Genomic DNA, 23,459 nt, shown 5'->3' with positions numbered 1-23,459 from the left:
ATCTACTTGTCATAAGGCAAGATTTAATTTTTCTTAGGATGGGAAACTATTTCTTTGCGAATACGGCTTAAAGAAGTGTCTGTAACTCCCAGATAGGAAGCAATCTGCTTCAATGGTGCAAATTGTATGACTTTAGATTTTTGTTCCAGCAGATTAAGGTATCTTCTGGTTGCTGACAGCGTGAACATTTCTACGGAGCGTTGTTTGTAAGCAAAAAGCTCCTGAGACATCCATGATCTTCCCCATTCCCTGAGATTTGGGATTTTATGGAACAATTCCTGGAACGTGTCATAATCAAGCCTCCAGCAGTCACAATCTGTAATACAAACGATATTTTCCTGAGACGGAACTCTTTGAAACATTGACAAAACCTCAATAATCACTTCATTCTCTACAAAAAAATGAGTGGTTACTTCATTTCCGTTGAAATCATTGACATAGGAACGCGCCAATCCGCTTTCAAGAATATAATATTCATTGGCTGTTTTTCCTTCTTCAAGAATAAAATCACCTTTCTGAAATGACGTTTTTTCATGAGCCTGAAAGATTTCAGCAAGCTCTTCAGGGAAGAAGAATGGGAAATCATAGCAGGTTTCTAAGGCTTTATTGGTCATTGGTGTCAATTTTTTAAGTCTTTAAAATTAAAATTTTTAATTGAATTAAGAGCAAGAAATATTAAACAAAGAGTTTAATATTTTTATAAAAAAGCATCTATTACACTGAAATAAAAGCTACTTCTAAAACCAATAATTTTTAAACAGCTATTTAAAATACACTATCTCTTACCACCTCGTTAAAAATTCTCTGGATTTTTGAAACCCTTCCAAAGGATGGGTATAGTAAAACATTTATCTGACATTAATAGAACTGTCGAATCTTAAAAAAATAGTAAGCTTAGAACAGAGAAAGCTGTATCGATTTCTGAGAACTTGGCTTCTCGGCATCTCCAAAAACTGTTTTTCCGCCAAAGCGCCAGGAATTTTGTCTTTCTTCTTCAATTACCTGCTGGATATCAAAATCCGGAGTGAAGTCTTTTTCTGCTTCTGTTACGATCTGGTGAAGCTTATTTAAAGAGTTCAGCTTATCAGAATTTCCCAGTTTGGACTTTTCAATTCCTTTTCTGAGAATGCTGATACTTTCGTCATAGGTATTGATAGGAACAGGGAAAGGATGTCCATCTTTACCTCCATGAGCAAAGGAAAACCTTGCCGGATCAGCAAATCTTGACGGTGCTCCGTGAATCACTTCACTTACCAAAGCCAATGACTGCATGGTTCTTGGTCCTACTCCTTCCAGCATCAGCAAGTCTTCAAAATTCTGAGGCTGCTGTTCTCTGGTAACATACAGAAGTGCTCCCAGACGCTTCAGATCAACATCAGAAGCCTGAACATCATGATGGGCAGGAAGAATCAATCTTGCAAAATCTTTCATCACTTCTGCTGAATCGGTATGGGAAATATCGAGAATTCCCTTTCTGTTTTCTGAAGCTTCGGTATCAGTAAGATTAAGAATCTGCCCTCTTGAAATTCCATTGATTCCTGTGTGCGGTTTTTCTACAAATGAGGTGATATTTTCCGAGTGCCAGTGATATCTTCTCGCTGTTCCGTCGGATTCATGCATTCCCTGCTGGATAACACTCCAGTTTCCGTTGTCTGAAAGAATAAAATTGTGCAGATACAGCTGATATCCATCCTGAATGGCTGTATTGTCTACTTTTGCAGAAAGTTTACTGGCTCTCACAAGATCCGTTCCGTTGAGTCCGGTTTTATCTGCAATTCTGATCAGTTCTGATGGAGTTTCGCGTGAAAATTTCCCCTTTCCGCCACAGATATAAAGTCCCAAAGATTGGGAATTAGGATTAATAGAACGTTTCAAAGCTCCCATGACAGAAGTGGTAATTCCTGAAGAATGCCAGTCCATTCCCATCACCGCTCCAAAACTCTGAAACCAGAATGGATCTGCCAATCGGCGCACTACCTCATCTTTACCATAATCCATGAGAATGACTTCAATGATGGAAAGGCCCAGTACAGACATACGTTCATACAGCCATGGAGGTACTTTGCCATAGTGAAGGGGTAGATCTGCGGTTCCTGAACGTTTCATTCTGTTTTTAAAGTGTAAAGGTAAGTTTTATTCATCTTACTATTTAATGATCCGGATCATTAATTATTGGAAAAGGCTTGTAAAAGAGAATTTGAAATCCCGCATTTCCAGTTCATTTTTACTGGATTCGAGCTGAGCTTCTTTGGCGTAGATAAACATTTCTTTTTCGTAAGCATTAACGGCTTCGGATATCGTTTGGTATTTTCCTTCTGTCAGATTTTCTGATAAAATTAAAGCATCCAATAATCCGGTATTTACACCCTTTCCGGCAAAAGGAGGCATAAGATGTGCTGCATCACCAATCAGTGTAACGGGTAAATTACGATTGCTTTTCCAAGGTTTGTCTAATGGAATTCTCCTTGTTGGCAGCCCTACAAAAAAAGAAGTTGACAGGAATAACTGCTGATACAATTCATTCCATGAAGAAAATTTTTCGGAAAGAAACTGACGGACCTGTTCTGTATTCTTAAAATCTAATGTACATCCATCTTCCCATTCTTCAGGCTTTTTGAATATAACTCCATAACTCAAAGCACCGTTATTAAATGGATTGGCTACCAATAAATTACCTTCAAAAGCTGCCATTGGTCTTTTATCTTCACACCATTCAAAAAATTCAGGACATATTTTTTCAGGCTGCGGAATATCTCCCTGAATGATAAAAGTTCCGGTTTCTTCTACTTCTGCATCCGTCACGTACTTTCTTACTCTGGACATACCTCCGTTGGCACCAATAACGAGATCGGCGGTCACATCAGATTTGTCTTTAAAATGAAGCAGCCACTTACCGTCATTTTCTTCCATTCCGGTAAAATTCATATCCCAGATTACCGTATCATCTGCCAGACTGCCAAGAAGCATTTCTCTCAGATGATTTCTGTTGATTTCAGGATTGTCATATTGATTTTCGGGGGTGATTTCCTTTGTAAATAAAATATTGCAATGTTCATCAGCGATTTTGATCCCCATAGGCCGTGCCATCTCGTAGTATTTATCAAGTAAACCTGCTTTTTTCATGGCTTTCTGTCCTGATTCTTTATGAAGATCCAAGGTTCCGCCCCAGACTCTTGTCTGTGCATTCACATCTCTTTCATAGATATTTACTTCAACATCTTTCTGCTGTAATAAAACAGCCATGGTTAAACCTACAGGTCCTGCGCCAATGATAGCGACTCTTTTATGATTCAGTACCATAATTTTTTAATGTATTTATTATGGTACAAAATTCCAGAATGTAGTTGTATCATGCTTGTACAAATGCGACAAAATCATTGCTTAAGATTTGCTTTCTTTTTCTTGCTTCCCGTGCGAAAACAGCAGGTGTTGTACCGCTGTAGCGTTTAAATTCTCTGCTTAAATGGGATTGGTCTGCATATCCGAATTCCTGGGCAAGTTCAGCAATAGAAGCTTCCGGAGCATGCCACAGACGGTTTCTTATCTGTTCAAAACGCATAATTCCGGAGACATCTTTTACGGTATGACCAGAAGATTGTTTAAACTTTCTTTCCAGTGTCCGAACTGTTGTATGAGCAGAATCAGCTATCTGATTTACAGGAATTGCTCCATTATTTTTTCTCATGGCAGCTCCTGCTTTGAAAAGGAGACTGTTTACTGTAATGTGCTTGTGTAATTTCAAAAAATACTGTTCTACCAGTACAATAGCTTCCTCTATTTTCTTCTGACTGATGAGATCATTCAATCCGGTTTGAAGCGTTGCAACAGGATGTTCAAAAGTATGAACTCCGTTTTCTGTTTTTTCTGATGAAAGCCCCAATAAGTCAAAAACAGCCCATGGAAAACATCTTATCCCGATAATTTCCAGCTGATTCTGAGCATGAAAGAGAGCAGGCTGATTGAGCAACCCCATGATAAAAGGAGAAGGCAAAGCCTGTAGAATTCCCTGATGAGAAATACTGCATCTACTCCCAAAATGAAAGATGATTTCGGCATAACCATCCGGAAGTACTGAAAATTCGGACACGTTTTCTCCATAATCTCTTCTGTTATACCAGAAGCATTTAATGGTATCCTTTAATTCTTCCGGGGCTTCAAACTCCTGATGTATATTGGAAAACATAGTGTAATAATGACTATTTTTTATGCTGTTCGTGCAGAATCAATCGTGAGAATAAAGCTTCAGATCTTTATGCTTTTCTTCATTATATTCTTCTTCAAAGGTAATTTTATTCCCAAAAGGATCAATTACGGTAAAAGATACGGCTCCGTAAAACGTTTTTTCAAGTCCGGGACGGTTGTATTTGTATTTTTTGTCGATCAGTTCTTTGTGATATTCAGGAACGCCTTCTCCCCAGACTGAAACCCTTGTTCCTGGCGTCCCGTCTCCATGGTGTTCGCTTAAATGGAAAATGATATTTTCTCTTTTCACTTCCATATAAACAGGGGTATTCTCATCAAAATAATGTTCCCAGACGATCTCAAATCCCAGCCAGTCTACATAAAATTCTTTTGTTTTCTGATAATCGAAGATTCTTAGTATAGGAATAATACGTTCTGCTTTCATAGTAAATTTTTATTGGTGAGACAGTATATTGATCAGTTTCTGAAAAGGATCTTTAACGAAAAACCTTCGGACACCCCAGTCTTCATTGGTAAGTTCGTAAGTGATTTCAAAACCGGCATGTTTCATTTTGTTGTAAACTTCATCCACATTATCTACTTCAATGGAAAGATCGGGAACTTCCGTATCGTTTCCTCCCTGTTCAGCAAAGCTGATCTGAACTTTTGCTTCTTCATCATTCCCCAGCGTTTTGATCCAGCCATGATCCATCAAAACATCCAGCTCAAGAATATCCTGATAAAACTGATTGGCTCTGGAAAGATCATTCGTTTTAATATTTGCTACGATTCTTTTTACCATTTTGTACTAGTTTTTCATTAAAAAAGCCTTGTGAAATTACGTAAAATTTCACAAGGCTTAATCAATTATTGTGTTGTATCTTTTATTAAACGGAAGCAGCTGCTTCTAAAATCAGCTGGGTAACTTCTTCAGGATGTGATGCCAATGAAGCATGTCCCGCATCCAAAGAGATTATTTTCTTAGGCTCAAGACGTTCCGCCATTTCTTTTTCTGTTTCTGCAGGGATCATACGGTCCTGCAATGAGATCTGATACCAACTTGGGCGGGTTTTCCAGGCAGGTTCTCCCGCTACATCCCCAAAACACTGACCGTGAATTGGCTTTTGTGATAAGGACATCACCAATGCTTTTTCATCATCCAAATCCTGACAGAAAGCAGATTTAAATTCATCGTATTTGATCCATAAAAAACCTTTGTTATCAGGATAAATACTCGCTCCACCCGGCGATTCTCTTCTTCCTAACAGAGATCCAAGGCTGTCTCCTGCATCAGGTGCAAAAGCAGCAATATAAACCAGTCCGGCTACTTTATCATGATGCCCGGCTCCTGAAATAACAGCTCCTCCATAAGAATGTCCTACTAAAAGTACTTTCCCTTCCTGGGCATCAATAAGATCTTTAGTCTTATTAATATCGTCCTGAAGTGATGTTAATGGATTCTGAACACTTCTTACTTTATATCCTGCTTTTGTAAGTGAAGGAATAACGTATTGCCAGTGTGATCCGTCTCCCCATGCTCCGTGTACCAAAATAATGGTTAAATCTCTTTGTTCCATAATGATTGTGTTAAAATTTGATGATGATAAAGCTACGGTTTAAAATATCAGTGGACGTTAACTTAAGTTAATTAACGATGCGGCTTCTTATTCGGCTGAGTGACTGCTCTGTTACGCCGAGGTAACTGGCAATGTGTTTCTGGGCTATTTTCTGAAAGAGTGCAGGCTGTTTTTTGACAAGATTGAGATATCTTTTTTCTGGAGAAAAGCACAACAGATCATCAATCCGTTTTTTGGCATCAAGATAAATTTTTTCACTCATCACTCTCCCGAATTGCTGCCAGTATGCTTCTCTTTTATATAAATCCTGGAGATGATCTTTACTCAGCAGTAGAATTTCACAGTTTTCCAACGCCTGGATGTTCATATTGGATACGGTATCACACAGAATGCTTTCGTAATCTGTAAAAAATTCATTTTCAAAATAGAATCCAAAATTGATTTCGCGGCCCTGATCATTGATATAGAAAGACCTGATAGTACCTTTTTTGATAAAGCCCAAATATTTGCATTTTTCTCCCTGCTTGAGAAAAAAATCAGATTTTAATAGCTTGGTATCATGAAGTAAAGCATAGAACTCTTCAAAATGATCCGAGTCTACCTGGAAAAGTTCTCCATATTTCTTATAATTATTTGACGTCATTTGGTGTGATTTGATTAGATTTTATATTCAAAAAAAGCCTTGCAAAATGATTCACAAGGCTTTTCTACAAAAATTATTTATATTATTTGTTCAATGCAGCAAGAGCAGCATCATAATTAGGCTCATCAGCAATTTCAGGAACCTGCTCAGTATATACTACTTTATTGTTTTCGTCTGTAACGATCACGGCACGGCTCAATAGTCCTTTCAAAGGAGAGTCTGCAATAGTCACTTCATAATCATCTCCGAAGCTGCTTCTGAAATCTGAAAGTGTTTCTACGTTATTCAAACCTTCAGCAGCACAGAATCTTCCTAATGCGAATGGAAGGTCTTTAGAAACGTTGATTACCACTGTATTGTCAAGTTTTGAAGCCTCTTCATTGAATTTTCTGGAAGAAGCAGCACAAGTAGGTGTATCAATGCTTGGGAAAATATTGAATACTTTTTTCTTTCCTGCAAAAGTTTCAAGAGTTTTTACCGCTAATCCTGAGTCTACCAAAGCAAAGTCTTTTACAGTGGTTCCTACAGATGGCAATGTTCCTATTGTGTGTACTTCGTTTCCTTTTAAAGTGATTGTCGTTGACATAATATTTATTTTTTTAGTTTTTCAAATTTAATCAAAAAAGAAAATTTTTCCAGTCTTATTATGGTTAAATTAATCTTAAAGTAAAAATAAAAACCACCCATCTGATAATCAGACTTAAAATATAATTCCTTATAAGTCTGCAGCCTGAAAAAAAATAATGATGCAACCTGGAACTATACAATTACACAGATATAAAGTTAAAGAGTCAAAAGCCTCTTTTTTTTATGGAAATATCTCAAATAAAACAATGATATTTACTAAATTTGTGGGACTTAAAATTTCAAATAAAAAATTACAGTATAATGTCAGAAAAATCAAAAATCTATTACACACTTACTGATGAAGCTCCAATGCTGGCTACTCACTCGTTTTTACCTATTGTAAAAGCTTTTACTAAATCAGCAAATATCGAAATCGCGGTTCCAGATATTTCTTTGGCAGGAAGAATTCTAGCAAACTTCCCTGAGTTTTTAAAAGACGACCAAAAAATCAGTGATGCTCTGGCTCAACTAGGAGAATTGGCGACTCAACCTGACGCTAATATCATTAAGTTACCTAACATTTCTGCTTCTGTACCTCAATTGGATGCAGCTATTGCTGAACTGCAAGGTAAAGGTTTCGCGGTTCCAAACTATCCTGCAGAGCCTAAAAATGACGAAGAAAAAGCAATCAAAGCTAAATATGCGAAAGTATTAGGAAGTGCTGTAAACCCTGTATTAAGAGAAGGAAACTCTGACAGACGTGCTCCAAAAGCTGTTAAAAACTATGCAAAAGCCAACCCTCACAGAATGGGTGACTGGGCGTCTGACAGCAAAACTGACGTAGCTCACATGAGCAATGGTGATTTCTACGGTACAGAAAATTCTACCACATTAGAAAATGCAACAAAATACAGAATCGTATTCAAAGGAAACGATGGTTCTGAATCTGTATTAAAAGACTTCGCAGGTCTTCAGGCTGGTGAAGTCATTGATTCTTCTGTAATGAACTTAAATGCATTAAAAGCATTCGTTCAGGAGGCTATTGAGGAAGCTAAGAAAAGAAATGTACTTCTTTCTGCCCACCTTAAAGCAACCATGATGAAAATCTCTGACCCAATTATTTTCGGGGCTATCGTTGAGACTTTCTTCAAAGAAGTATTCACTAAATATGCTGAGACTTTCAAGTCTTTAGACATCAATCCTAATAATGGTCTTGCTGATCTTTTCGATAAAATCAAAGGAAATGCTCAGGAAGCTGACATCAAAGCTGATATCGAAACTGCTTTGACAAACGGACCTAGAGTGGCAATGGTAAATTCTGACAAAGGAATTACTAACTTCCACGTACCTTCTGACATCATCGTTGATGCCTCTATGGCTGCTCTTGTAAGAGGTGGAGGTAAAATGTGGAACAAAGACGGAAACGAAGAAGATACAGTTTGTATTATTCCAGACCGTTCTTATGCAGGTTTCTATCAGTCTGTAATTGACGATATGAAAGCGCACGGAAAATTAGATCCTACAACAATGGGATCTGTTCCAAACGTTGGATTAATGGCTCAGAAAGCTGAAGAATATGGTTCTCACGACAAAACTTTCCAGTTATCTGCTGACGGAACTGTAGAAGTTCAGGATGAAGCAGGAAATGTTCTTCTTTCTCAGAAAGTTGAAAAAGATGATATCTTCAGAATGTGCCAGACTAAAGATGCTCCTATCCAGGACTGGGTAAAACTAGCGGTAAACAGATCAAGATTATCTGATACTCCGGCCATCTTCTGGTTAGACAAAGGAAGAGCTCACGACAGAGAAATTATCAAGAAAGTAGAAAAATATCTTGCTGATCATGATACAACAGGTCTTGACATCAGAATCCTTGATGTAAAAGATGCAATGACTGAAACACTTAAGAGAGCAAGAGAAGGAAAAGACACCATCTCTGTTTCAGGAAACGTATTAAGAGATTATTTAACAGACCTTTTCCCAATCCTTGAGCTTGGTACTTCTGCAAAAATGCTTTCTATTGTTCCATTAATGAATGGTGGTGGTTTATTTGAAACAGGTGCCGGAGGTTCTGCTCCAAAACACGTTGAGCAGTTCTTAGAGGAAGGATATTTAAGATGGGATTCTCTTGGTGAATTCTTAGCACTTCAGGCTTCTTTAGAGCACCTGGCACAAACTCAGGGAAATACAAAATCTCAGATTTTAGCTGATGCACTGGATGAAGCAAATGCTAAATTCTTAGCAACAGACAAGTCTCCTGCAAGAAAAGTAGGTCAGATTGACAACAGAGGTTCTCACTTCTATTTAGCAATGTATTGGGCTGAAGCGTTAGCTAACCAGACTGCTGATGCTGAATTGGCTGCTCAGTTTGCTCCTGTTGCTCAGGCAATGCAGGAAAACGAAGAAGTAATCAATGCTGAATTAATTGGTGCTCAGGGTAAACCTCAGAACATTGAAGGATACTACAAAACTGATACATATAAAACGTATGCAGCAATGAGACCTAGCACAGTTTTAAATGAAATCATTGACGGAATTTAATTGTTCGTTTTGATATAGATTAAAAGCTCCTTTTTTAAAGGGGCTTTTTTTGTTTAACCACCCCGTCAAAAATTCTTTGAATTTTTGCCATCCCTCCAAGGGAGGGGAATACTAAGTACATATTTACTCATCAAGGTCGGCACATCCCTAATCCCTAATCCCTAATCCCTAATCCCTACCCTGCAACCTAACACCTTCTATCTGCTACCTATCCTCCACAATCACTCTCCTATGTTCTCTTCCCCAATTAATCATCTCCTGAATGATGTTTCCAAAGGTTCTGCAGTATTCTGTGGGTTCATATTCTATTAAAACAGGAGTTTCCGGGTAAACGGTACGTTTTAAGAGTTTATTCAGCTCCATGTCTTTCAGTTCTTTTGAAAGCATTCTGGTAGTAATCCCGGGAATACTGCGTTCAATTTCCCTGAAGCGTCTGTTACCATTACAAAGTGAGTTAATCACCGGAATCCGCCATTTCCCTCCGATAAAATAAAGCGTGTCCTGCAGGGCTCTAAGTTCTTCTGTCTGATCTCTTTCCATAGTTGCAAAGTTAAGTGATATCATTCATGATATTGGTATACTCTGTGATACTGATTACAAAAGTATACCATTTTGAAATAACTTTGTCAAAAAAATTTTACAATGAAAAAATTCAGTAACAAACTGGCTATCGTAACAGGAGGAAACAGCGGAATAGGATTCGCTGCAGCAAAAGAACTTATTTCAGAAGGAGCAACCGTAATTATTACCGGAAGACGAAAAGAGGTGGTGGAAAAGGCAGCTCAGGAAATCGGTGCTGTTCCGTTCATTGCAGATCAGGCTAATCTTGAAGACATAGATCTGTTGAAGAAACAAGTAGAGGAAAAATTTGGTAAAGCAGATATTCTGTTTATTAATGCAGGCATTACAGGAACTCTGACACCTATTGAAAATATGGATGTAGAAAATTTTGATCAGGTGATGAATATTAATTTCAGAGGTGCTTATTTTACATTAAGCAAATTTATTCCTTTATTGAATGACGGAGCTTCTGTCATCTTTTTATCTTCTATTGTTGCTTCTACCTACAAGCCCAACAGTTCGGCATATCAGGCAAGCAAGGCAGCATTAAACTCAATTGCCAAAACGGCAGCGGCAGAATTAGCTCCAAGAAAAATCAGAGTGAACATGATAAGCCCGGGACCTATAAAAACCGAAATCATGAGTAAGGCCGGACTGGATGAAGAGACATTGAAGAATATCAACAGCCAGCTTGTAGATCAGATTCCAATGAAGAAAATGGGAACCGCTGAAGAAGTCGCTCAACTGGTTACTTATTTATCAGATAATCAGCTTTCAGGATTTATCACAGGTACTGAAATTGTGATAGATGGTGGCATTACTTTATAAATGATAGATTCCATCGAATCCCGGTAAAACAATTGCCGGGATTTTTCATGTGTATTTTCAGGGTTAAAAATTCCGGATTCACCTTTTGATTTGTCCAACTCGGCCTGTTTTCCGTTTCACAGCACGCACTACCCGCCTACTTTTGAATCAGAAAATAAAAACAATACTCATATGGATACCACAAAGAAAAAAAGAAATCCCATTGCCATCATATTTCTGGCTATGCTAGGAGTTTTCGGAGGCCTGCAGTTATTCAGCCAACCTTTGGAAGGAAAACCGGTTACAGGAAAAATTGAAGCACCGAGGGAAGTCATTAGTATTCTTGAAAACTCATGTTTCAACTGTCATTCCAATCAGCAGAATCTAAGCTGGTATGATAAAATTGCTCCTGTTTCCTGGGCTGTCAATAAAGATATTAAAAGAGCCAGAGAAGTCCTGAATTTCTCAGAATGGGAAAAGTTGTCTCCGGCTGAACATCAGGGAAAAATGTATGCTATTCTCAATATGATGCAAAGTGGAAAAATGCCTCTTCATGAATACACTCTTCTGCATCCTGCAGCAAAAATTACAGCAGGAGATATTGAAACGATTAAAAAATATACACTTTCATTATCCTCAGCAAACCCATCAGCTCAAAAAAAGATTGAAACACCTCAGGCCTCATCCATTGTACCTATTCCGGCATCAACAAAATTTCCGGTTTCCCCCAATGGAGTTCAATACACCCCTGATTTCAAAAACTGGAAAGTCATCAGTATGAGTACTCTTTTTGACAATTCCATCCGTGTGATCTATGGAAATGACATCGCTGTAAAAGCTGTGGAAACAGAGAACTTTCACCCGTGGCCAGACGGAAGCATTGTGGTAAAATCTGTATGGAAACAACAGGAATTATCCAACGGAGAAATCAGGCCCGGAAAATTTATCAATGCACAGTTTATGGTAAAAGATTCCAGACAATATAAAGAAACTGAAGGTTGGGGATTTGCAAAATTCTCCGGCGATGATCTCCATCCAACCGGAAAAACAGCTTCTTTCGCCAAAGAATCATGTATTGCCTGCCACAGACAGCTGGCAGAGAAAACAGGGTATCTGTTTGATGTTCCAATGAAAGTAAATACTCAAAGATTAATCCAAAATTTACAGAAAAAATGAAAAATACAATTCTGATCTTATTGGTAAGCCTGGTTTCTCTTACCGCTTGCAGCAAAGAAAATAATGATACAAATAATGGGCTTTCAAGGGTTGTTTTTGACCCGGGTCATCTCAAATTTATTTCCAATTCTTTAAACCCTAAGAGAGAAACGATGTCCGCTTTATACGGAAATGAAAAAGCATTGGAATCTTTATCAAAGGAAAGCCAGACACCGGAAGCAGGTGCTGTTATGAAACTGGTAACCTGGAAGTATCATGATAATCCTCAATATATTGGCGGAACAATCACCGGAGAACTGGTAAGTATTGAAACTGTTCAGGCTGATCATCTTGGAAATATATCTTATGATCTAAAAAATGATCTGCCACAAAACAGCTCTCCTGATAAAGAAGAAAGAATACAATATTTTATGAGCTACCAACCTGTAAACAGGCCGTAATAAAAAACTCCGATTTCACTATTTATCATAATATTTTCAATAAAAAACATTAATTTAACTTTTTCAAATCAGCGGATTTCATGCAACAGCAAAAAATAAAAATCTCACCAGCCATTATCTGGATAAGCTCTATTTTCCTGGGAGTTTTATCTTCTGTACCTCAGCTGGCTTCTCATGCATTCAACTGGAAAGAAGCAGTAGTCAATTCAGCGATTACAGCAGCTTTCTCCGTCATCATGTGGTATCTCAATATTTATATGCTGAACCGTACTGGAAAACGCAGACAGCATATTTCCTACTCAAGATTGATGGTGGTACTGGCTTTCGGAATGGTGATTATGTTTGCGCTTGCCTGGATTCAGCAGCTTATTTTATCTCATATCAATTTTGGTCCGGTAATGCTGATGGTCGAAGTAAGAGGAATTTTAATCAACCTGGTATGCTATATGTTTCTGACACTGCTTCAAAATAACTATACAGGCCAGCAGATACAGCTTGAACTGGAAAAGGTAAAAAGTGACAATCTTGGGGCTCAGTATGAATTATTGAAACAACAGATCAATCCACATTTTCTCTTCAATAGCCTGAATACATTAAAATTAATGGCAGAAACGCATGACGAAGAAACAGTTGATTTCATTGTAAAACTTTCTGACTTTTACCGATTTACTCTCGAAAGCAGAAAACTGGACCTCATCAGTGTACAGGAAGAAATGAAAATCGTAGATTCTTATCTTTTTCTTCAGAAAGCCCGTTTTGGAGTAGGAATTAAATTTACCAACGAGCTTGGAAAGGAATCAGCTCAAACCCTTATTCCTCCCTTCACTCTTCAGCTTTTGGTGGAGAACTGCATCAAGCACAATATTGTTTCACAAAGTAAACCTTTACATATTAAAATCTATACCGCTGGCGCTCAAATTGTAATTGAAAATCCTATACAGCGAAAGATAAATACAGAAGACTCTCTGGGAGTGGGGCTTGACAATATTAAAATGCGTTACAAACACTTACTGGAAAAGGAAATTACAATTAACTCAGACGAAAAAATCTTTCAGATAAAACTACCATTAATTCATGAATATCATCATTATTGAAGACGAATTCAGGGCCGCAAAATCCCTTCAGAATTTAATTTCAGATTTAAAACCGGACTCAAAGATACTGGGAGTTTATGACAGTATCGAAACAAGTATTGAAGGCTTAAAGGAGCTCAAGCCTGATCTTATTTTTATGGATATCCATCTTTCGGACGGACTTTCATTTGAGATTTTTAAATCAGTAGACATCACATGCCCTGTGGTTTTCTGTACCGCCTTTGATCAGTATATGCTGGATGCTTTTAAGAGCAAGGGTGTTGATTATGTTTTAAAACCATTTTCCAAAGAAGATATTGCTGAAGCTCTGAGAAAAGTTGATGAACTGAAAAAATTCTTTCAGAAGAATGATCTGCCGGATTTAGAATCCATTATACAAAAAATCGCTCAGCCTTCCGGTAAAAGCAGTTTTCTGGTTTTTAAAAATCAGAAATATACAACGATTCCTACGGATGATATTGCTTATTTCTATATCCATAATGAAATAACCCATTTGGTAACCTTCGGCAAAGAGCAGTTTTCCCTTAGTCAGCCTTTGGGACAAATCGCGGAACAGGTCTCTGATAAACAATTCTTCAGGGTCAACAGGCAATATCTTGTTAATTTTAAAGCCATTAAAGAGATGGAGCATTATTTTCAGCGTAAAATACTGGTAAAACTCACCATTGAAACTCCCGAAAAGCTTCTCATTAATAAAGAAAAAACGCATAGTTTCTTTACTTGGCTGGAAGACAGGTAAATGAGTAAGGAAGTTTGGGGCTGGGAGCTGTTCTAATCTATAGAAGTTTAAAAAAAATAAATGATAACCCTGATTGAAATAATCAGGGTTTTTCTATTTGATTCTGATACTTTATGAGAAAACGCTATTCCTATCAAAGACCTGGAGTACTTCCAGCCTCCCTCTTCCCCTATAAAAAATCCTCTTCACAATTTCCGGGTTTACCTTTCAATTTGTCCGGTTAACCTTTTTTTGTATTCTTCTGCCTTTCCAGAGTATCTACTTTTGAATCAAATTAAAAGACATGATACTAAAAAACTTAATCACGGTAAGCGCTTTTACCACATTATTATTTGCTACTTCAGCATTTATTCACCAAGATAAAATCCAAAAGACAGTACAGCATCCAACCACAGAAAACGGTTTTGCTGTTTTGGAACTCTTCACTTCAGAAGGCTGCTCCAGTTGCCCACCAGCAGATGAACTGATGGGAAAAATTGAAAAAGAATATAAGGACGAACCTGTTTACCTTCTCTCCTACCATGTGGATTACTGGAACCGCCTCGGATGGAAAGACAGATTCAGCACTGCTGAGAACTCACAACGGCAACAGCAGTACAGCCGTATCTTAAATTCACAGGTTTATACTCCACAGTTGGTTGTCAATGGAAAAGCGGAATTTGTAGGGTCTGATGAAAACAATATCAAAAATGCAATCCGGAAAGCCTTATTTAATTCTAAAAAAACAAATATAGAACTATCGGCAACTCTTTCTCAACAGGAAATCAAGGTACAGTATAAAACCTCTGACACTGATCCTAAGAATATGCTTCTCATTAATCTGGTTGAAAAACATTCTTCCACTCAGGTAGGTAAAGGTGAAAATGAAGGCCGCCATCTGCACCACTGGCAGATTGTTCATAAGCAAAATCAGATCTCACTGAATAAACAGCCGGTAGGAACAACAACCTTTAAGCTTCCCGACGGCTTTTCTCCTGAAAACTGGGAGGTCATAGCTTTTATTCAAAATCCAAAAACAGGAAATACATCAGGATCAGCAAAAACAATCTTCAAATAACGTTTACACAAAACAGTAATAATAACAACTAAAAATAATACTACAATGAAAACAAAAACAACAAAAATCATCTATTGGGCAGGAGCTATTTTTATGTCATTATGGTTTGGAGCCAGCGGTTTCTTTGAACTGACAAAAAACCCTGTCGTTTGGGACATCACCCAACAGCTTGGCTATCCTCCTCATTTCATTTATATACTGGGTGTTTTTAAAATTTCAGGTATTCTTGTTCTTCTGCTTCCCAACAGATTACTGAGGCTGAAAGAATGGGTATTTGCAGGAATGTTTTTCGATATCCTCTTTGCTTTCTTCTCAAAAATAGCAGTACTGGGTTTTTCATCTACAATAGATGCAATGGTTGCTTTTTCTGTACTTACAATTACTTATCTGATGTTCAGAAAACTGTATTCTCCCGAGTTGATATTTGGAGAGGCTTGATAATGATAAAACTCTAATTTTTTCTTATGTTGAAACAGATCCTCCCATTGTCCGGGAGGATCTGTTGTTTTAGTTGAATGATGAATAAGTTTTGACTGAAGCCGGATGAATGAGTACTGTTTTTAAAAGCGGACTAAAGTCCGCTGCTATTGATTGTATTGCGTATATGATTTATTTGACCACCCCGTCAAAAATTCTTTGAATTTTTGCCACCCCTCCGGAGGAGGGGAATACTGAGCGCATATTTATTAATCCTGGTCAGAGCATCCCTAATTCTTAATCCCTAATCCCTGCAACCTATTATCTGAACCCTATTACCTAATTCATAAAACTTTCCGGAAACCATTCAAATGCACCAGATTTTGTTTTTGTAAAGCCCAGACCCGGCCATGGCAAATGACAGGCAATTGCTCTGGTTTTAGTATCTGCCAATTGTCTCAGCAGTTTTTTCCTTGAAGTTGTTGCAATATCCAGATCGGTGTCTCCAAAGTAGCCCCACTCAGGATGTGGAAAAAGGATTATATCGGAATGAATCAAATCGGCAATGTAGATCAGCTTTTCATTCCCTGAGGAGATAGTTGTTACTGTTAAACCCGGAGTATGACCGGGAGCTAGCTGAAAACTGAAAGAATCGTACAGTGGATTGTTTAGATCATAAAATTTCAGTTTCGGCTGAATGGTCTTCAGAATGTTTTGAACAGCAGGGATAATCTGATTAAGCAGTTCAGGCTGTTTTTTCAAAGCACTATTATCAAAATCCTTTATAGTAGCTTTCATCCAAAAATCATGTTCAATTTTTGAAATGAAAATATTGGCGTTCGGAAAAACCAGATTTTGTTTCTTATCAACGACACCGCCAATATGATCGGGGTGGGCATGGGAAATAAAAACATCAGTAATATCTTTTGCCGAGAAGCCTGCTTTTTGGAGGCTTTTTAATAAAAACCCGGTCCTCTCATCAGCAAAAATGCCCATTCCGGTATCAAACAAGATGAGTTTATTCTTTGTTTTAACCAATAGAATATTCATGGCCATATCAATATAATTCTCCGGTCTGAAATTATCTTTAAGAATTGATTTCAGCTCAGCAACAGTTCCTCTGGGAGCAAATGCATTGAGATTTTCTTCATGAATATATCCGTCTGTAAGAACAAAAAGTTCTAATTCTCCAAGCTTCAGTTTTTTAAAGCCGGAAAGATCATCACCTGTCTTTTCAGATGTTTTTGGAGTTTCTGCCAGTACACTGGAAAAAGGAATCATACTTAATGTTCCTGCCAATAAACCATTCTTTAACAGTTCTCTTCTGTTCATAATTTAGTTTTTTTCATATTATACATTCCTCCTTGAGAATAATAACAAAAAACTGAGCTCCATCATAAGCAGGAACTCAGTTTTTTTTTATAATAGTCTTTAATTGTTTACCAGTTTCATTGAACCTTCAGTATATCTTTCTCCCACATTCGGATATTTTTTCAGAATGGCATCAATAGTATCCAGATCTGATTGGGAAAGTTCAATATTGACGGCTGCAATATTTTCTTCCAGGTATTTAATTCGTTTGGTACCCGGAATCGGGATGATATCATCTCCCTGATTCAATACCCAGGCCAGGGCAAGTTGAGTTCCTTTTACTCCTTTGGAAGCAGCAAATTCATTAATCTCGTTGGCTAGTTTGGTATTATTTTCAAGATACTCCTGCTGATAGCGCGGTAAAGATTTTCTGAAGTCATCATCCCCCAGGTTCTGTACATCATAAATATTGGTAAAAAGACCTCTTGCCAACGGTGAATAAGGTACTAAAGAAATTCCCAGTTCTCTGATAGTTGGTAAAATTTCTTTTTCAACATCCTTTGTAAGGATAGAATATTCTGACTGTAACGCCGCAATCGGATGAATTTTATTAGCTTTTCTGATAGATTCTGCTGAAGCTTCGGATAATCCGATATACTTCACTTTGCCCGCTTTTACCAGCTCTGCCATTGCACCTACTGTTTCCTCTACCGGAACATTGGGATCTACTCTGTGAGCATAGTACAGGTCAATAGTATCTATTTTTAATCTTTGAAGACTTAAATCTACTGCCTTTCTGATCCATTCCGGAGAACCGTCAAAATAAGTTCCGGGAGCTCCGCTGTGGCTTGCTTTACCATCTTTAAACCTGAAACCGAATTTGGTTGCAATAAAAATCTTATCCCTGTTCGGAACCAAAACTTTAGAGATTAGTTTTTCGTTTTCTCCATTGGCATACATATCTGCCGTATCCCAGAAGTTAACGCCTAAATCCAAAGCTCGGTGTAAAGTATTGATACTTTCCTGTTCATCTGTAGGACCATAAGCAAAGCTCATTCCCATACATCCTAAACCAATTGCTGATAACTGTTCGTCTGTGTTTCCTAATTTTTTAAATTTCATGATAGGTATGATTTAATTTTATAAGACAAAATTAGAACATGAAAGGACTAATTCTGATATAGAATTCAAACCAAGAATTATAAAATTCAAACAATGTCCATTCTTAGGGCATTAGGAGTAATTCCGGTTTGTTTTTTAAAGTAATTGGTAAAATAAGCGGGTTCTTCAAAGCCTAATCCGTAGGCGATTTCAGCAACATTCCAGTCTGTATGTTTCAGTAAAGCATTGGCTTCCTGAATAATTCTTCCTGTAATCTGCTGGCTGGTTGTTTTTCCTGTGATTTCTTTTACAGAACGGTTTAAAGAATTCACATGTATGGAAAGACTCTGAGCATAGTCATTGGGGGTTTTTAATTTTAAAAAGGCTTCAGGGCTGTCAATTGGAAATTGTCTTTCCAGAAGTTCCATAAATAAGGAAGCAACCCGCTGTGAAGCATTCTGATAAGGCTCAAAACTTTCTGCCGGCTGCATTCTCATGGTTTCGTGAATCATCAGGTGAAGGTAAGCTCTCAGCATATCATATTTGTGAATATAATCCGACTGAATTTCCGTCATCATTTTCGTATAAATATTAGAAAGTATCCTCTGCTGTTCTTCGTCCACAAAGAAAACCGGAGTTCCACCAATCTTGAACAGCGGGGAATCCTGAAGGTTTCCCATTCGGCTTCCATTATGTAAAAACTGATCGGTAAACAGACAAAACCAGCCTTTCTGGTCTTCATCATCTGCTTCCCAGGAATAAGGAATAATAGGGTTTGAAAACAATAAAGCAGGTCGGTCTACTTTAATCCATTTATCAGCATAATGCAATTTTCCTTTTCCTATGATCAGTGAAATCTTATAATAATCTCTTCTGCTATAGGGAGTCAACGGAGAACAATATTCCCGTGAAAATACATTGAAATGCCCCATCCTGCTGACTCCGATACACTGTGATGCCAGATTGGGAGCATTCCTTTCATAAAAACCTTTAAGTGACTCGTGTGATTCCATAGATCAAAGTTATAAAATTCAAACAAATTAAATAACAATAATATTTGAGGCCGGAAAAATAAAATGACTGACAAGATGCCAGCCATTTAAAAGTGAATATATAGTTGATAATGCTTTAATCCCAATCATCATCGTGGCCGTGTCCACGACCGTGGTGTTTAGATTGCTTTTTATAGTATTTTTCCTGATTTTTATAATATTTCTCCTGTTGTTTACGATATTTTTTATAATCGTTCTTATTTCTGCCGTAAACAATCACAGGGTTTTGACCTCTATAATATTTCTTTTTAAAAATGATATATTTTTCTCTACCCAGAATTCTTTCCAACTCCGAATAACGGTCGTTTCTCCATCTTCCCGGTTCTACCACATACACCCTGTTCCATGTGTCATAGTCACGATATCGGTCATTGAGTACATAAATCTGGTTTGCCTGTGTTGTAGACAGCAACAGATCAGCAACAACTCTTTGCCAGTTAACATCTGAAATACTCCTTCTGTAATCATTGTAATAATCTGACTGGGCATAACTCAAACTAAATGTCCCAACCAGAAATGCTGTTAAAAGTAACTTTTTCATTTCATTCCCCTTTTAAATTAAACATGATGATATAGTCAATTAAAGTGCCAAATCTTAATTGTAAATCCTAATATTTATTTAAAAAAAGCATAAACAACTGATTATCTTCCAAATACCTTATAATTTTTCATGAAATTATTACATGTTAATCATCCTGAAATTATCATCAGAATACAATTCATTTCGTTAAACAGAGGTTTATGACAATCAGTAAATTAGAATTAAATTCGGGATTTTAAAGAGTAATATTGTAAGTCTTGGCTAAAGCCAATGGATGCTTTTTAAAATCTGGCTGGGCTAAACACCCCTATTGAATTTTATTAACAACATCTTTTATCTTTTATCTTTTATCTTTTATCTTTTATCTTTTATCTTTTATCTTTTATCTTTTATCTTTTAATCATTATGTTATAAATTTCGTTAAGATTCCCGAAAACTATTATTTCATATTATTTAATTTCGTAATTTTAGTGGAGAGAATGTTTTTTGGAAATTCTCCGAATTATTTTTTATCAACCAAATCTTACATTATCATGGAAAATATAAAGTTTCAGGTATCTCCATATCAGGATGAATTGCAGCTCTTTATTGATGGAAAAAAGGCAGGTTATATGTCTATAGAGGTTGACGGAAGATTGCTTATTGTGTATTATACGAAACTTGATGAAGAGCGTGAAGGAAAAGGATACGCCAAACTATTGCTGGATGAGCTGGTACGCTACGCAGAGGAAAAAGATTTGCTTGTAGATCCGGAATGTGATTTTGTGCGACAACAGTTTGAAAATCATCCTGTGAGATATAAAGACATCTGGCATGCCTGATCAGTCTTCCCACCAGGCTGTAAATTGCTGTTCATGCTGATTCAGATCTACTACCTCTCCGATCATCGGAGTGAGGATATTCAATCCTTTTTCTTTTCCTAGAGCAGTTATCTTTTGTAAAGGTTCATTCCATGGGTGAAGTGCGAGTGCAAATTTTGCTGCGTGAACAGGAATGATACGTTCTGTATTGAGATCAATACCAGCCTGAATAACATCTTCCGGCAGTGTATGAATGTATTTCCATGCTTCCCCATATTGTCCGTTCTCAAGAATTGCATAATCAAAAGGACCATATTGTTCACCAATTGTTTTAAAGTGAGTATCATAACCACTGTCTCCTCCTAAGAAAATCTTCTTTGTAGGTGTTATCAGAACATAGGAGCTCCACAGGGTATCATTCTTCCTGGTTCTTCTGCCCGAAAAATGTCTGGCAGGGGTAAAAACAATTTTTATATCATTTTTCAGATTCACCTCAGTTCCCCATTCTTCTTCAATCATCGAGTTTTCAGCATATCCCCATCTTTCCAGATGCGCTCCCACTCCCAAAGGTAAGATAGCCATCCCCGTTCTGTCTCTGATAGATTTTACAGTCGGGTAATCCAGATGGTCAAAATGATCATGGGTTATTACCAGATAGTCCACATTGGGAATATCTTCAGGTTTAAAGATATCTGATCCTTTAAAAGCTTTGTTAAAGTATTTGAAAGGCGACCCATATAAACTCAATACAGGATCAATCAGGAACGAAATACCATCTGTCTGCAGATAATAAGATGAATGTCCCAGCCAGATAAACATATCCTGATTTTTGTCTCTGTTTTTTAAATCAGTATGAAGAGATGGAATTTTTTTCAAGGGCTTCAAAAGTGGATCTTTTTTTCCTAAAAAGAAATCATAAATCACTTTCGACATTTTGTAGCCTTCTGTAATGGAAGGAGTATGGCTGATATTCTGGAATTGCTTCCTTTTATAGAGTTTTGACTGCCTGATGCGTTTCAGCCTCTTTCCTTTTGGCACCCCGCCAAATGCCTTCATATTGATCACTATAAAAAAAGTAACTGTCAAAACAGCGATAGTCGTAATAATCCAGTAAATCATCTGTACAAAATAAACATCAAATGTATTGACTTTTGCCTTTAAATGAAAATTCATTCAGTTTCAGTGCATTTTTTAACTAAATTTATCATGTATTTTGGAAAATTTATTAGTCATTTAAGTCATGATTAATTTTAAACTTTCTATTTTAGCACCCTAAAAAACTCAGATCTATTGAAAAATTATTCGGTAATATTTCTTCTCGCAATACTTTCGTCTTGTGCCTCTATAAGGAAACACAACGAACAGCGGGCTTCATGTATTCCACCGGAGCAACTCAAAGAGGATGTGGACTTTGCATATTCAAAATTACAGCAAATGCATCCTCAATTATATTGGTATATTCCCAAGAAGGAATTGGACCATAAATTTGACAGTCTTAAACAGACTCTTACTGAATCTCTTACTCCTCTTCAGTTTTATTTTAAACTTCAGCCGGTTATTGCAGGAATCCGTGAAGGGCATCTTTCATTGAGAATTCCCAGAAAGAAGTTTACCAAAAGGGAGTTTAAAAGACTGGAACATCAGAAAGGAATGTTCAGCCGTTTTGAATATTATATATCAGGTGATCAGATGTATATCATTCAAAACAGAGATTCTATTGAGCATATACAACCCGGAACTGAAATTCTATCAATCAACAATATTCCTGTTTCGGATTATATAAAGAAATACAGAAGTCTGATCAGCAGTGATGGTGATAATACGACTTTTCATCCTTATTTTTTAAAAGATCTTTTCTTTAATTTTTATACTGCAGAGAACGGTTTTGGAAGTAAAGCAATTCTTGAAACACTTTATCAGGGTGAAAAAAGATCCTATACATTAAGCAGAGAAATAAAATCTGACTCTGATCTTGAGAAGGATAAGGAAATGAAGAAAAAAACACTGGAAAAGAAACTGAACGATTATGTAGCTTCAAGTAATTCTTATAACAGAAGTTTTAAATTCCTGGATAAAGACAGCACTATTGCTTATATAAAGGTACAAAGTTTCTCCAGAGATTATTCTGATGAATTTTATAAAAAGACCTTTGCCAAGATCAATGAGGCCAAAGCTCCCTACCTCATCATAGATGTCCGAAATAACTATGGAGGCTCTCTCTATGAGATCAATAACCTGTATTCCTATTTAGCGGACGCTCCTTTTACCCTGATCAAACCTTCTCAGGTCACATCAAGAGATACTCCACTGCGCACAAATTATTTCAGAAAAAGTAATCCTTTAGAATACGCTCTTAAAAGTATTGCCTATCCAAGTTATTTCTTCGCACAGGCTTTCAGTACGTATAAAAAAGACGGAAAGGTTTTCTATAAAATGAAAGCTGATAAACCTACAAAGCCTAATAAACAAGCTTTCCACGGAAAAGTTTTTGTATTGATCAACGGAGGAAGCTTCTCTGCATCTTCTATTATTACCGCCAAGCTTAAGAATGATAAAAGGGCAACTCTTGTAGGTGAAGAAACTGGTGGTGCCAATGACGGAACAGTTGCAGGTTTCTATTCTTATCAGAAACTGCCTAATTCTGAGATCAGGTTCCCTATCGGATTACTTCTGGTACAGCCCAATATCAAGTTTTCAGACTCACGGAAAGGTGTTATTCCTGATGTAGTGGTTACTGAAAGCATGCAGGATATCATTGACAGAAAAGACCCGCAGCTGGATTGGATAAAAAATGAAATTGCTAAAGAAAAAGACCATAAAGGACAATAATTTATAAAGATTTTGGCGGGCTTT

Annotated in this window: 25 protein-coding genes; 10 read left to right on the top strand and 15 right to left on the bottom strand. The window is 37.1% G+C overall.

Translation table 11 applies throughout. The annotated features are described in order from the left end of the window. Nucleotides 1-23: 23 nt before the first annotated feature. The 9 genes from OL225_RS05915 to tpx form a co-directional block, all read right to left on the bottom strand. The gene (locus OL225_RS05915) at nucleotides 24-614 is read right to left on the bottom strand and encodes a Crp/Fnr family transcriptional regulator (protein WP_047377594.1); all 591 of its coding nucleotides are present in this window, start codon (nucleotides 612-614) and stop codon (nucleotides 24-26) included. Nucleotides 615-894: 280 nt separating this feature from the next. Then, the gene (locus OL225_RS05910) at nucleotides 895-2,106 is read right to left on the bottom strand and encodes a DUF763 domain-containing protein (RefSeq protein WP_264517620.1); all 1,212 of its coding nucleotides are present in this window, start codon (nucleotides 2,104-2,106) and stop codon (nucleotides 895-897) included. A 63-nt stretch (nucleotides 2,107-2,169) separates the two neighbouring features. Continuing rightward, nucleotides 2,170-3,300, bottom strand: coding sequence for an FAD-dependent oxidoreductase (locus OL225_RS05905; protein WP_264517619.1), 1,131 nt, complete (start codon nucleotides 3,298-3,300; stop codon nucleotides 2,170-2,172). 49 nt (nucleotides 3,301-3,349) lie between these two features. After that, entirely contained in the window at nucleotides 3,350-4,183 is an 834-nt protein-coding gene (locus OL225_RS05900; protein ID WP_264517618.1) for an AraC family transcriptional regulator, read from the bottom strand. Nucleotides 4,184-4,222: 39 nt separating this feature from the next. Beyond that, on the bottom strand, nucleotides 4,223-4,627 hold the full coding sequence (locus tag OL225_RS05895) for a glyoxalase superfamily protein (protein WP_264517617.1): 405 nt from the start codon (nucleotides 4,625-4,627) through the stop codon (nucleotides 4,223-4,225). 9 nt (nucleotides 4,628-4,636) lie between these two features. Beyond that, nucleotides 4,637-4,984 (bottom strand): VOC family protein, encoded by a 348-nt coding sequence (locus OL225_RS05890; RefSeq protein ID WP_264517616.1) that lies wholly within the window; start codon nucleotides 4,982-4,984, stop codon nucleotides 4,637-4,639. 85 nt (nucleotides 4,985-5,069) lie between these two features. After that, nucleotides 5,070-5,759 carry an alpha/beta hydrolase gene (locus OL225_RS05885; protein ID WP_264517615.1) on the bottom strand — a complete coding sequence of 230 codons (690 nt, stop codon included), beginning with the start codon at nucleotides 5,757-5,759 and terminating at the stop codon, nucleotides 5,070-5,072. Between the two features lie 67 nt (nucleotides 5,760-5,826). Further along, entirely contained in the window at nucleotides 5,827-6,402 is a 576-nt protein-coding gene (locus tag OL225_RS05880) for a Crp/Fnr family transcriptional regulator (RefSeq protein WP_264517614.1), read from the bottom strand. Nucleotides 6,403-6,484: 82 nt separating this feature from the next. Beyond that, nucleotides 6,485-6,988 (bottom strand): thiol peroxidase, encoded by a 504-nt coding sequence (gene tpx / locus OL225_RS05875; RefSeq protein WP_047377602.1) that lies wholly within the window; start codon nucleotides 6,986-6,988, stop codon nucleotides 6,485-6,487. 302 nt (nucleotides 6,989-7,290) lie between these two features. Here tpx and OL225_RS05870 point away from each other — a divergent pair, with 302 nt between their 5' ends. Then, on the top strand, nucleotides 7,291-9,510 hold the full coding sequence (locus OL225_RS05870; protein ID WP_264517613.1) for an NADP-dependent isocitrate dehydrogenase: 2,220 nt from the start codon (nucleotides 7,291-7,293) through the stop codon (nucleotides 9,508-9,510). A 204-nt stretch (nucleotides 9,511-9,714) separates the two neighbouring features. Here OL225_RS05870 and OL225_RS05865 read toward each other — a convergent pair whose 3' ends face one another. Next, nucleotides 9,715-10,050 carry a winged helix-turn-helix transcriptional regulator gene (locus tag OL225_RS05865; protein ID WP_047377604.1) on the bottom strand — a complete coding sequence of 112 codons (336 nt, stop codon included), beginning with the start codon at nucleotides 10,048-10,050 and terminating at the stop codon, nucleotides 9,715-9,717. A 102-nt stretch (nucleotides 10,051-10,152) separates the two neighbouring features. On the opposite strand from OL225_RS05865, the gene OL225_RS05860 reads away from it, so the two are divergent. The 7 genes from OL225_RS05860 to OL225_RS05830 all read left to right on the top strand — a co-directional run bounded on the left by OL225_RS05860 (nucleotide 10,153) and on the right by OL225_RS05830 (nucleotide 15,822). After that, nucleotides 10,153-10,899, top strand: coding sequence for an SDR family oxidoreductase (locus tag OL225_RS05860; protein ID WP_264517612.1), 747 nt, complete (start codon nucleotides 10,153-10,155; stop codon nucleotides 10,897-10,899). A gap of 171 nt (nucleotides 10,900-11,070) precedes the next feature. Next, a complete protein-coding gene (locus OL225_RS05855; RefSeq protein WP_264517611.1) occupies nucleotides 11,071-12,054 on the top strand; it encodes a heme-binding domain-containing protein in 984 nt (327 codons plus the stop codon). Beyond that, the gene (locus OL225_RS05850) at nucleotides 12,051-12,494 is read left to right on the top strand and encodes a cytochrome P460 family protein (RefSeq protein WP_264517610.1); all 444 of its coding nucleotides are present in this window, start codon (nucleotides 12,051-12,053) and stop codon (nucleotides 12,492-12,494) included. The genes OL225_RS05855 and OL225_RS05850 overlap by 4 nt, the downstream gene beginning before the upstream one ends. An 80-nt stretch (nucleotides 12,495-12,574) precedes the next feature. Beyond that, nucleotides 12,575-13,588: a sensor histidine kinase gene (locus OL225_RS05845; protein WP_264517609.1), complete on the top strand. Its 1,014-nt coding sequence runs from the start codon at nucleotides 12,575-12,577 to the stop codon at nucleotides 13,586-13,588. After that, the gene (locus OL225_RS05840) at nucleotides 13,569-14,327 is read left to right on the top strand and encodes a LytR/AlgR family response regulator transcription factor (protein ID WP_264517608.1); all 759 of its coding nucleotides are present in this window, start codon (nucleotides 13,569-13,571) and stop codon (nucleotides 14,325-14,327) included. The genes OL225_RS05845 and OL225_RS05840 overlap by 20 nt, the downstream gene beginning before the upstream one ends. A gap of 283 nt (nucleotides 14,328-14,610) precedes the next feature. Next, nucleotides 14,611-15,384 (top strand): DUF1223 domain-containing protein, encoded by a 774-nt coding sequence (locus OL225_RS05835; RefSeq protein ID WP_264517607.1) that lies wholly within the window; start codon nucleotides 14,611-14,613, stop codon nucleotides 15,382-15,384. A 45-nt stretch (nucleotides 15,385-15,429) separates the two neighbouring features. Then, nucleotides 15,430-15,822 carry a DoxX family protein gene (locus OL225_RS05830; RefSeq protein ID WP_264517606.1) on the top strand — a complete coding sequence of 131 codons (393 nt, stop codon included), beginning with the start codon at nucleotides 15,430-15,432 and terminating at the stop codon, nucleotides 15,820-15,822. A 318-nt stretch (nucleotides 15,823-16,140) separates the two neighbouring features. Here OL225_RS05830 and OL225_RS05825 read toward each other — a convergent pair whose 3' ends face one another. From OL225_RS05825 to OL225_RS05810, 4 genes are all read right to left on the bottom strand, one after another. Then, nucleotides 16,141-17,133: an MBL fold metallo-hydrolase gene (locus OL225_RS05825; RefSeq protein WP_047377612.1), complete on the bottom strand. Its 993-nt coding sequence runs from the start codon at nucleotides 17,131-17,133 to the stop codon at nucleotides 16,141-16,143. Between the two features lie 99 nt (nucleotides 17,134-17,232). Beyond that, complete coding sequence (locus OL225_RS05820; protein WP_264517605.1) at nucleotides 17,233-18,234, bottom strand: aldo/keto reductase; 1,002 nt, start codon at nucleotides 18,232-18,234, stop codon at nucleotides 17,233-17,235. Nucleotides 18,235-18,320: 86 nt separating this feature from the next. Next, complete coding sequence (locus tag OL225_RS05815) at nucleotides 18,321-19,226, bottom strand: helix-turn-helix domain-containing protein (protein WP_264517604.1); 906 nt, start codon at nucleotides 19,224-19,226, stop codon at nucleotides 18,321-18,323. Nucleotides 19,227-19,341: 115 nt separating this feature from the next. After that, nucleotides 19,342-19,806, bottom strand: coding sequence for a hypothetical protein (locus OL225_RS05810; protein WP_264517603.1), 465 nt, complete (start codon nucleotides 19,804-19,806; stop codon nucleotides 19,342-19,344). 533 nt (nucleotides 19,807-20,339) lie between these two features. Between OL225_RS05810 and OL225_RS05805 the strand changes: the two genes are divergently transcribed. Further along, nucleotides 20,340-20,627 (top strand): GNAT family N-acetyltransferase, encoded by a 288-nt coding sequence (locus tag OL225_RS05805; protein ID WP_047377616.1) that lies wholly within the window; start codon nucleotides 20,340-20,342, stop codon nucleotides 20,625-20,627. On the opposite strand, the gene OL225_RS05800 is transcribed toward OL225_RS05805, so the two are convergent. After that, nucleotides 20,628-21,779, bottom strand: coding sequence for an MBL fold metallo-hydrolase (locus OL225_RS05800; RefSeq protein WP_264517602.1), 1,152 nt, complete (start codon nucleotides 21,777-21,779; stop codon nucleotides 20,628-20,630). 261 nt (nucleotides 21,780-22,040) lie between these two features. Between OL225_RS05800 and OL225_RS05795 the strand changes: the two genes are divergently transcribed. Then, the gene (locus OL225_RS05795) at nucleotides 22,041-23,435 is read left to right on the top strand and encodes a S41 family peptidase (RefSeq protein ID WP_264517601.1); all 1,395 of its coding nucleotides are present in this window, start codon (nucleotides 22,041-22,043) and stop codon (nucleotides 23,433-23,435) included. Nucleotides 23,436-23,459: the final 24 nt, after the last annotated feature.

The sequence above is a fragment of the Chryseobacterium viscerum genome (assembly GCF_025949665.1).
GTDB classification, from domain to species: domain Bacteria; phylum Bacteroidota; class Bacteroidia; order Flavobacteriales; family Weeksellaceae; genus Chryseobacterium; species Chryseobacterium viscerum_A.
This window is presented reverse-complemented; position numbering and strand designations above follow the sequence as displayed.

Coding starts and splice junctions, on each gene's coding strand:
- OL225_RS05895 (WP_264517617.1), bottom strand. CDS start 4,627: ATGAAAGCAGAACGTATTATTCCTATACTAAGAATCTTCGATTATCAG.
- OL225_RS05880 (WP_264517614.1), bottom strand. CDS start 6,402: ATGACGTCAAATAATTATAAGAAATATGGAGAACTTTTCCAGGTAGAC.
- OL225_RS05915 (WP_047377594.1), bottom strand. CDS start 614: ATGACCAATAAAGCCTTAGAAACCTGCTATGATTTCCCATTCTTCTTC.
- OL225_RS05830 (WP_264517606.1), top strand. CDS start 15,430: ATGAAAACAAAAACAACAAAAATCATCTATTGGGCAGGAGCTATTTTT.
- OL225_RS05890 (WP_264517616.1), bottom strand. CDS start 4,984: ATGGTAAAAAGAATCGTAGCAAATATTAAAACGAATGATCTTTCCAGA.
- OL225_RS05905 (WP_264517619.1), bottom strand. CDS start 3,300: ATGGTACTGAATCATAAAAGAGTCGCTATCATTGGCGCAGGACCTGTA.
- OL225_RS05815 (WP_264517604.1), bottom strand. CDS start 19,226: ATGGAATCACACGAGTCACTTAAAGGTTTTTATGAAAGGAATGCTCCC.
- OL225_RS05870 (WP_264517613.1), top strand. CDS start 7,291: ATGTCAGAAAAATCAAAAATCTATTACACACTTACTGATGAAGCTCCA.
- OL225_RS05860 (WP_264517612.1), top strand. CDS start 10,153: ATGAAAAAATTCAGTAACAAACTGGCTATCGTAACAGGAGGAAACAGC.
- OL225_RS05855 (WP_264517611.1), top strand. CDS start 11,071: ATGGATACCACAAAGAAAAAAAGAAATCCCATTGCCATCATATTTCTG.
- OL225_RS05805 (WP_047377616.1), top strand. CDS start 20,340: ATGGAAAATATAAAGTTTCAGGTATCTCCATATCAGGATGAATTGCAG.
- OL225_RS05885 (WP_264517615.1), bottom strand. CDS start 5,759: ATGGAACAAAGAGATTTAACCATTATTTTGGTACACGGAGCATGGGGA.
- OL225_RS05825 (WP_047377612.1), bottom strand. CDS start 17,133: ATGAACAGAAGAGAACTGTTAAAGAATGGTTTATTGGCAGGAACATTA.
- OL225_RS05850 (WP_264517610.1), top strand. CDS start 12,051: ATGAAAAATACAATTCTGATCTTATTGGTAAGCCTGGTTTCTCTTACC.
- OL225_RS05840 (WP_264517608.1), top strand. CDS start 13,569: ATGAATATCATCATTATTGAAGACGAATTCAGGGCCGCAAAATCCCTT.
- OL225_RS05900 (WP_264517618.1), bottom strand. CDS start 4,183: ATGTTTTCCAATATACATCAGGAGTTTGAAGCCCCGGAAGAATTAAAG.
- OL225_RS05810 (WP_264517603.1), bottom strand. CDS start 19,806: ATGAAAAAGTTACTTTTAACAGCATTTCTGGTTGGGACATTTAGTTTG.
- OL225_RS05845 (WP_264517609.1), top strand. CDS start 12,575: ATGCAACAGCAAAAAATAAAAATCTCACCAGCCATTATCTGGATAAGC.
- OL225_RS05910 (WP_264517620.1), bottom strand. CDS start 2,106: ATGAAACGTTCAGGAACCGCAGATCTACCCCTTCACTATGGCAAAGTA.
- OL225_RS05835 (WP_264517607.1), top strand. CDS start 14,611: ATGATACTAAAAAACTTAATCACGGTAAGCGCTTTTACCACATTATTA.
- OL225_RS05865 (WP_047377604.1), bottom strand. CDS start 10,050: ATGGAAAGAGATCAGACAGAAGAACTTAGAGCCCTGCAGGACACGCTT.
- OL225_RS05795 (WP_264517601.1), top strand. CDS start 22,041: ATGCATCCTCAATTATATTGGTATATTCCCAAGAAGGAATTGGACCAT.
- OL225_RS05800 (WP_264517602.1), bottom strand. CDS start 21,779: ATGAATTTTCATTTAAAGGCAAAAGTCAATACATTTGATGTTTATTTT.
- tpx (WP_047377602.1), bottom strand. CDS start 6,988: ATGTCAACGACAATCACTTTAAAAGGAAACGAAGTACACACAATAGGA.
- OL225_RS05820 (WP_264517605.1), bottom strand. CDS start 18,234: ATGAAATTTAAAAAATTAGGAAACACAGACGAACAGTTATCAGCAATT.